The following is a 6,559-nucleotide window of genomic DNA, read 5'->3' as shown; positions in this document are numbered from 1 at the left end:
GCCCCCGTCCGGGGCGCGGCCTCTGTAAAATGTACGGGCTCTGAATGGGCTTAGGAGAACCAGATACCGATCTCGCGCTCGGCGGACTCGGGCGAGTCGGAGCCGTGCACCAGGTTCTGCTGCACCTTCACGCCCCAGTCGCGGCCGAAGTCGCCGCGGATCGTTCCCGGAGCGGCCGTCGTCGGATCGGTGGTGCCGGCCAGGGACCGGAAACCCTCGATCACGCGGTGCCCCTCGAACACGGCAGCAGCAACCGGGCCCGAGAGCATGAACTCGACCAGCGGCTCATAGAAGGGCTTGCCGACGTGCTCTTCGTAATGCTGTTCCAGCAGTTCGCGCGTGGCGCTGACCAGCTTCAGTTCGACCAGCGTGTAGCCCTTGGCCTCGATGCGGGCCAGGATGCTGCCGGTGAGGCCCCGGGATACCCCGTCGGGTTTGACCAGTACCAGCGTGCGTTCAACGCTCACAATTTCTCCTCATTCGCTTCACGATTAGGTCTGAAAACCCCGTTCAATCCTACGGGACGCCACCGCAGCCCGGTCAGGGCGCCGTCGTCGCCCGCCGTGCCGCAGCGCAGCCCAGGCGCCGCCGTCAGCAGCGCGGTCAGGCGCCGCCGTCATTCACAGCGCCGCAGTTCAGGCGCCGCCGTCAGCAGCGCGGTCAGGCGCCGCCGTCGTTCACAGCGCCGCAGTTGAGGCGCCGCCGTCGTCCGCCTCGCCGCAGCGCAGCTCAGACGCCGCCCGTCGTCCCCCGTCGTCCACAGCGCCGCAACTCAGGCTCCGCCGTCGCCCGCCGTACCGGCGCCCTGGCCATGCTGGCGCTCCCACTCGGCCTGCTCGGCATCGCGCTGCGCGTTCTCGCGGTCCAGCCGGCCGCCCGTGCGCACCGCATACCACCAGGACAGCGCGAAGAGGACGCCGACGACGAACATCACCGGTTCGATGAACCCGGTGGCGATCAGCAGCACCTGCAGCACCCAGCCGATGGCGTAGCCGGTCGGGCGGCGCAGCAGTGCGCAGCAGAGCACCAGCACAGCGCACAAGCCGATCCCCAGCCCGAGGATCAGCGCCGGCGGCACATCGTTGCGGTAGAGCCCGAACACCACCAAGGTGGCGAAGAAGGCAACGAAGGCTTCCAGCAGGAGCACCGTGGAGGCGAACATCGTCTTGATCGAGCGCCGTTTCTTGGGCGCGTCCGGACGCCATTCGCGCTGGGCTTTGGTCAGTTTGGCCATGGATCTTGTTACTTTCCTAGCAGAATGCGGGCGTCGGCGACCAGGGTGATGGACCCGGTGATCAGCACGCCGCCGGAGAGGTCGTTGTTGGCTTCGGCCCGGCCCACCGCCCACTCGATGGCGTCGTCCAGCCGGGGTGCAATGTGGACGGCGTTCTCCGGGAACCCGGCCGCCATGGCATCCTCGGCCAGCTGCTCAGCGGGAATGGCACGCGGGGAGTTGGACTCGGTGACGCAGATTTCGTCGGTGAGGTCCCGGAACTGCTCACGCAACTGTTCCAGCAAACCGACGGCGTCCTTCTCCTGCAGAACGCCAACCACCGGGACCAGCTTGGTGAAGTTGAACGCTTCGAGCACTGCCTGCGCACTGGCCTTCATCCCGTCGGGATTGTGGGCGGCGTCGACGATGATCGTCGGGGCGGTCCGGACCACTTCCAGCCGGCCGGGCGAGGTCACCTCCAGGAAGGCTTCGCGGAGTACTTCCACGTTGAGTTCCTTCTCGCCGCCGCCCAGGAATGCCTCCAGCGCCGCCACCGCGACAGCGGCGTTCTGTGCCTGGTGCGCGCCGTGCAGCGGCAGCAGCAGGTCCGGGTAGCGGCCTGCCAGTCCATTGATGGTCAGCTGCTGGCCGCCGACGGCCACCGTGCGGGACTCGACGCCGAATTCCACGCCTTCGAACCGGAACGGTACGTTGAGGTCCCTCGCCTGTTCCAACAACACCTGGGCCGCGTCCAGCGGCTGGGCTGCGCTGATCAAAAACCCGCCGCTCTTGATGATGCCGGCCTTCTCCCGCGCGATGTCCCCGGTGGTGTCGCCCAGCAGGTCCGTGTGGTCCAGCGAGATCGGCGTGATCACCGAAACCGCGCCGTCCACTACGTTCGTGGCGTCGGTGATGCCGCCCAGGCCCACCTCGATCACGGCCACTTCCACCGGTTCATCGGCGAAGATGGCGATGGCCAGGATGGTCACGCACTCGAAGTAGGTCAGGCGCGGCTCGCCCTGGGCGTTCAGCTCCTGGTCCACAATTTCCAGATACGGCCGGATTTCGTCCCAGACCCGGACGAACGTTTCGTCCGCGACGGGCGCCCCGTCAATGCTGATCCGTTCCGTGACCTTGGACAGGTGCGGGCTGGTGTAGCGGCCGGTCCGCAGTCCGTGGGCCCGCAGCCCGGCCTCGATGATCCGGGCCGTGGAGGTCTTGCCGTTGGTTCCGGTCAGGTGGATGCTGGCGAAGGCCTTGTTGGGTTCGCCCAGGATGTCCATCGCCCGGAACAGCGGGTCCATCCGCGGCTCCATTTTGTTTTCCGGAGCCCGGCCCAGCAGTTCCGCGTAGACGCTCTCGACGCCGAATTCATCACTCATGCTTGGTGCCCCTTAGGATCCGGTCTTTTCCACGGACACGGCGTCGCCGTCTCCGGCCACCAGGACAAGGTCCACGGTGAGGGTTTCCTGCGAGACCAGCTCCTGGTGCAGGGTCAGCGCATCCAGGACGGATTGGTCAGCCGTCACCGTGGTGCGGATGCGGTCGCTGACCACCAGACCGGCATCCTTGCGTGCCTGCTGGATGCTGCGCACGTAGTCGCGGGCCACGCCTTCGGCCTCGAGCTCCGCTGTCACGGTGGTGTCCAGTACCAGGAACCCGCCGCCGGGCAGCATGGTGACGGCCGTACCGGCTGCCGCATCGTCGGCCACGACGGTTTCCAAGGTGTACTCCGCAGGTTCCAGCAGCAGTCCCCCGGCGGTGACTGCGCCGTCGTCGTCCACCGACCAATCACCGGACTTGGCGGCCTTGATGGCCTGCTGCACGTTCTTGCCCAGCCGTGGGCCGGCCGCACGCGCGTTGACCACCAGCTTCTGCGAAATGCCGAACTCTTCCGGCGCCGCGTTCGCAGCGTCGATCAGCCGGACCGACTTGATGTTCAGCTCGTCCTGGATCATCACGGCGTACTGGCCGGAGAGCCGCTCCGCGCCCGGGACCACCACGGTCAGCGAGGCAAGCGGCAGCCGCACGCGCAGGTTCGCCGCCTTGCGCAGGCTCGAGCCGGACGAGCAGATCTGCCGGGTGGTGTCCATCAGCTCGACCAGTTCGGCCAGTTGCGGGAACGCGGCGGCGTCGGGCAGGTCGGTCAGATGGACCGAGCGTCCGCCGGTCAGCCCGCGCCAGATCTCCTCGGTGACCAGCGGCAGCAGCGGAGCAGCCACGCGGCACACTGCTTCCAGCGCCGTGTAGAGCACGTCGAACGCATCACGGTCCTCGTCGAAGAACCGCTGGCGGGAACGGCGGACGTACCAGTTGGTCAGCGTGTCCAGGTACTGGCGCAGCGCGTCGCAGGCCCCGGAGACGTCGTAGGCGTCCAGCGCTGCCGTCATATCCCGGACCAGGTCCCCGGTGTTGGCCAGGACGAACTGGTCCAGCGATTCCATCCCCTTGATTCGGGCGGTATCGCCCAGGACGGAGACGGCCTCATGGCCGGCACCGCCGTTTGCGGAGTTGGTGTAGAGCTTGAAGAAGTGCCACACATTCCACAACGGCAGCATCACCTGGCGGACGCCGTCGCGGATGCCCTGCTCGGTGACGATCAGGTTGCCGCCGCGCAGGATCGGCGAGGCCATCAGGAACCAGCGCATGGCGTCGGAGCCGTCGCGGTCCAGCACCTCGGACACGTCCGGGTAGTTTTGCAGGCTCTTGGACATCTTCTGGCCGTCGGAGCCCAGGACGATGCCGTGGCTGATCACGTTGCGGAAGGCCGGGCGGTCGAACAGCGCGGTGGCGAGCACGTGCATGGTGTAGAACCAGCCACGGGTCTGGCCGATGTACTCGACGATGAAGTCCGCCGGGTTGTGGCTGTCGAACCAGTCCTTGTTCTCCATCGGGTAGTGCACCTGGGCGTAGGGCATCGAACCGGAGTCGAACCAGACATCCAGCACGTCCTCCACGCGGCGCATCATGGATTGCCCGGTCGGGTCGTCCGGGTTCGGACGGATCAGGTCATCGATGTACGGACGGTGCAGGTCCACCTCGCCGTCATGGTTGCGCGGCAGCGTGCCGAAGGCTTCCTCAAGCTCGGCCAGCGAGCCGTACACCTCGCGGCGCGGGTACTCCGGGTTGTCCGATTCCCATACCGGAATGGGCGATCCCCAGAAGCGGTTGCGGCTGATGGACCAGTCGCGGGCATTCTCCAGCCACTTGCCGAACTGGCCGTCCTTGACGTTTTCCGGGATCCAGTTGATCTGCTGGTTCAGCTCGACCATCCGGTCCTTGAACTTGGTCACCTCCACGTACCAGGACGAGATGGCGCGGTAGATCAGCGGGGTACGGCAGCGCCAGCAATGCGGGTAGCTGTGCTCGAAGCTGGCCTGGCGGACCAGCCGGCCGTCGGCCTTCAGCACGCGGGTAATCGGCTTGTTCGCCTCGAAGACCTGCATCCCCGCGATCTCGGCCAGCGGACCCTCGGCGAAGTTGGTCAGGAACCTGGCTCCCTCGTCCACGGACACGATCACCGGGATGCCGTTGTCTTCGCAGATCTTTTGGTCGTCTTCACCGAACGCGGGCGCCTGGTGGACCAGGCCGGTACCGTCGGTGGTGGTCACGTAATCGGCGACGACGATCTGCCAGCCGTTCCCGGTGCCCCATTTCTCGGCGTCCGTGTAGTAGTCCCAGAGCGGCTCGTACCGCAGCCCTGCCAACTGGGAGCCCGCGTAGGTGGCCGTCACCGCACCGGCGGCGGCAGCTGCGTCGTCGTACCCCAGATCCTTGGCGTAGGAGCCGAGCAGGTCCTCCGCGAGCAGGAATCTCTCCCCCGCAGCCTGCGTTCCGTGGGGGCCGGCCGGCAGCACCACATAGTTGATCCCGGGGCCGACGGCGAGGGCTGCGTTGGTCGGCAGCGTCCAGGGAGTGGTGGTCCAGGCGAGGGCGTTGACGCCGGCCAGCTCCGCGGCCAAGGGGTTCTCCGAGCCGTCCGCCCGGATCGGGAACGTGACCGTGACCGTCTGGTCCTGGCGCATCTTGTAAACGTCGTCGTCCATCCGCAGTTCGTGGTTGGACAGCGGAGTCTCGTCCCGCCAGCAGTACGGCAGCACGCGGAAGCCCTGGTAGGTCAGGCCCTTCTCGTGCAGCTGCTTGAAGGCCCAGATGACCGACTCCATGTAGTCGACGTTGAGCGTTTTGTAGTCGTTCTCGAAATCCACCCAGCGGGCCTGGCGGGTGACGTAGTTCTGCCATTCATCGGCGTACTTCATCACGGACGTGCGGCAGGCATCGTTGAACTTGTCGATGCCCATGGACAGGATCTGCTTCTTGTCCGTCATTCCCAGCTGCTTCATGGCCTCCAGCTCGGCCGGCAGCCCGTGCGTGTCCCAGCCGAAGCGGCGCTCCACCTTGTGGCCGCGCTGCGTCTGGTAGCGCGCCACGAGGTCCTTCACGTAGCCGGTCAGCAGGTGGCCGTAGTGCGGCAGCCCGTTGGCGAAGGGCGGGCCATCGTAAAAGACGAACTCATTGGAGCCGTCGCTGCCGGCATCGCGGGCATCGACTGAGGCTTGGAAAGTGCCGTCCTGCTCCCAGTATTTGAGCACCAGCTCCTCGATCTCGGGGAACTTGGGCGAGCTCTCGGCAGCGGCAGCGCCGGCGGTGGAGGCCTTGGGATAGATCTGTGGCATGTTCGTCATCCTGAAAAGACAGCTCGGCAAGTGTGGGTACGTCTGCGAGGACGTGTCCTGCTCCAGCGCATCCGGTCCGGCCTAAAAGCCGAATCGTGCTGCCGGGGCGGAACCCGCGGTACCACCTCACTTGCTGGCCTGGTGCGCCGGAAACGGCACACTGGGACAGCCACTCGTTCGCTGCTGTGACGGGCTTACCCGTCCGGTTCTACTGGGTCCAGAGGTTGGTCTGGACTGTTCTTCCGGAAGCTCACCGGTGATAGCCGGGTCAGCGCTTGTGACTCAAGTTTACGGCCACACCAACGCAACTGTCGAAACACGCCATTCCTTCCCGGGCCGTTTCGTTCGGGCCCACGGATGGCCTGACCGGTCTTTGCGCCAAAAAGCGGTGCTCTTGAGGAGCCGTCCCACAGCCCCGCTTCATGCCGCTCACCAAAAAGCGATGCTCTTGAGGAGCCGTCCCACAGCCCCGCTTCCTGCCGCATACCAGGGGTCCCATTGTCCGGCCCTAACTTCTGACCGCATCGTCAGGTGCTGCTCTGCCGCAATCAGAAGGGTGGCGGGGTGTCGTCCGGGGGCCCTGTTCGTGTTGGTTCTCTTGACCGGCTGCTTGTCCGTTTGTGGCGGCTTCTTGTCCGCTCTCATCCTCGACCGCTTGTCCGTTCCCGTG

The 6,559-nt window shown here is 66.2% G+C and carries 4 protein-coding genes; all 4 read right to left on the bottom strand.

Features of this window, described 5'->3' with window-relative positions; genetic code table 11:
* Nucleotides 1-50: 50 nt before the first annotated feature.
* Nucleotides 51-467, bottom strand: coding sequence for a nucleoside-diphosphate kinase (ndk, locus tag AC5RWT_RS32920; RefSeq protein ID WP_494083880.1), 417 nt, complete (start codon nt 465-467; stop codon nt 51-53).
* A gap of 305 nt (nt 468-772) precedes the next feature.
* The gene (locus tag AC5RWT_RS32915) at nt 773-1,234 is read right to left on the bottom strand and encodes a DUF4233 domain-containing protein (RefSeq protein ID WP_494083879.1); all 462 of its coding nucleotides are present in this window, start codon (nt 1,232-1,234) and stop codon (nt 773-775) included.
* 8 nt (nt 1,235-1,242) lie between these two features.
* Complete coding sequence (locus AC5RWT_RS32910) at nt 1,243-2,595, bottom strand: bifunctional folylpolyglutamate synthase/dihydrofolate synthase (protein WP_494083878.1); 1,353 nt, start codon at nt 2,593-2,595, stop codon at nt 1,243-1,245.
* Between the two features lie 12 nt (nt 2,596-2,607).
* On the bottom strand, nt 2,608-5,889 hold the full coding sequence (gene ileS / locus AC5RWT_RS32905; RefSeq protein WP_494083877.1) for an isoleucine--tRNA ligase: 3,282 nt from the start codon (nt 5,887-5,889) through the stop codon (nt 2,608-2,610).
* Nucleotides 5,890-6,559: the final 670 nt, after the last annotated feature.

Source organism: Arthrobacter sp. Dra40, from assembly GCF_059091905.1.
The sequence above is the reverse complement of the archived record's forward strand: the minus strand, read 5'-3'. Positions and strand labels throughout refer to the sequence as shown.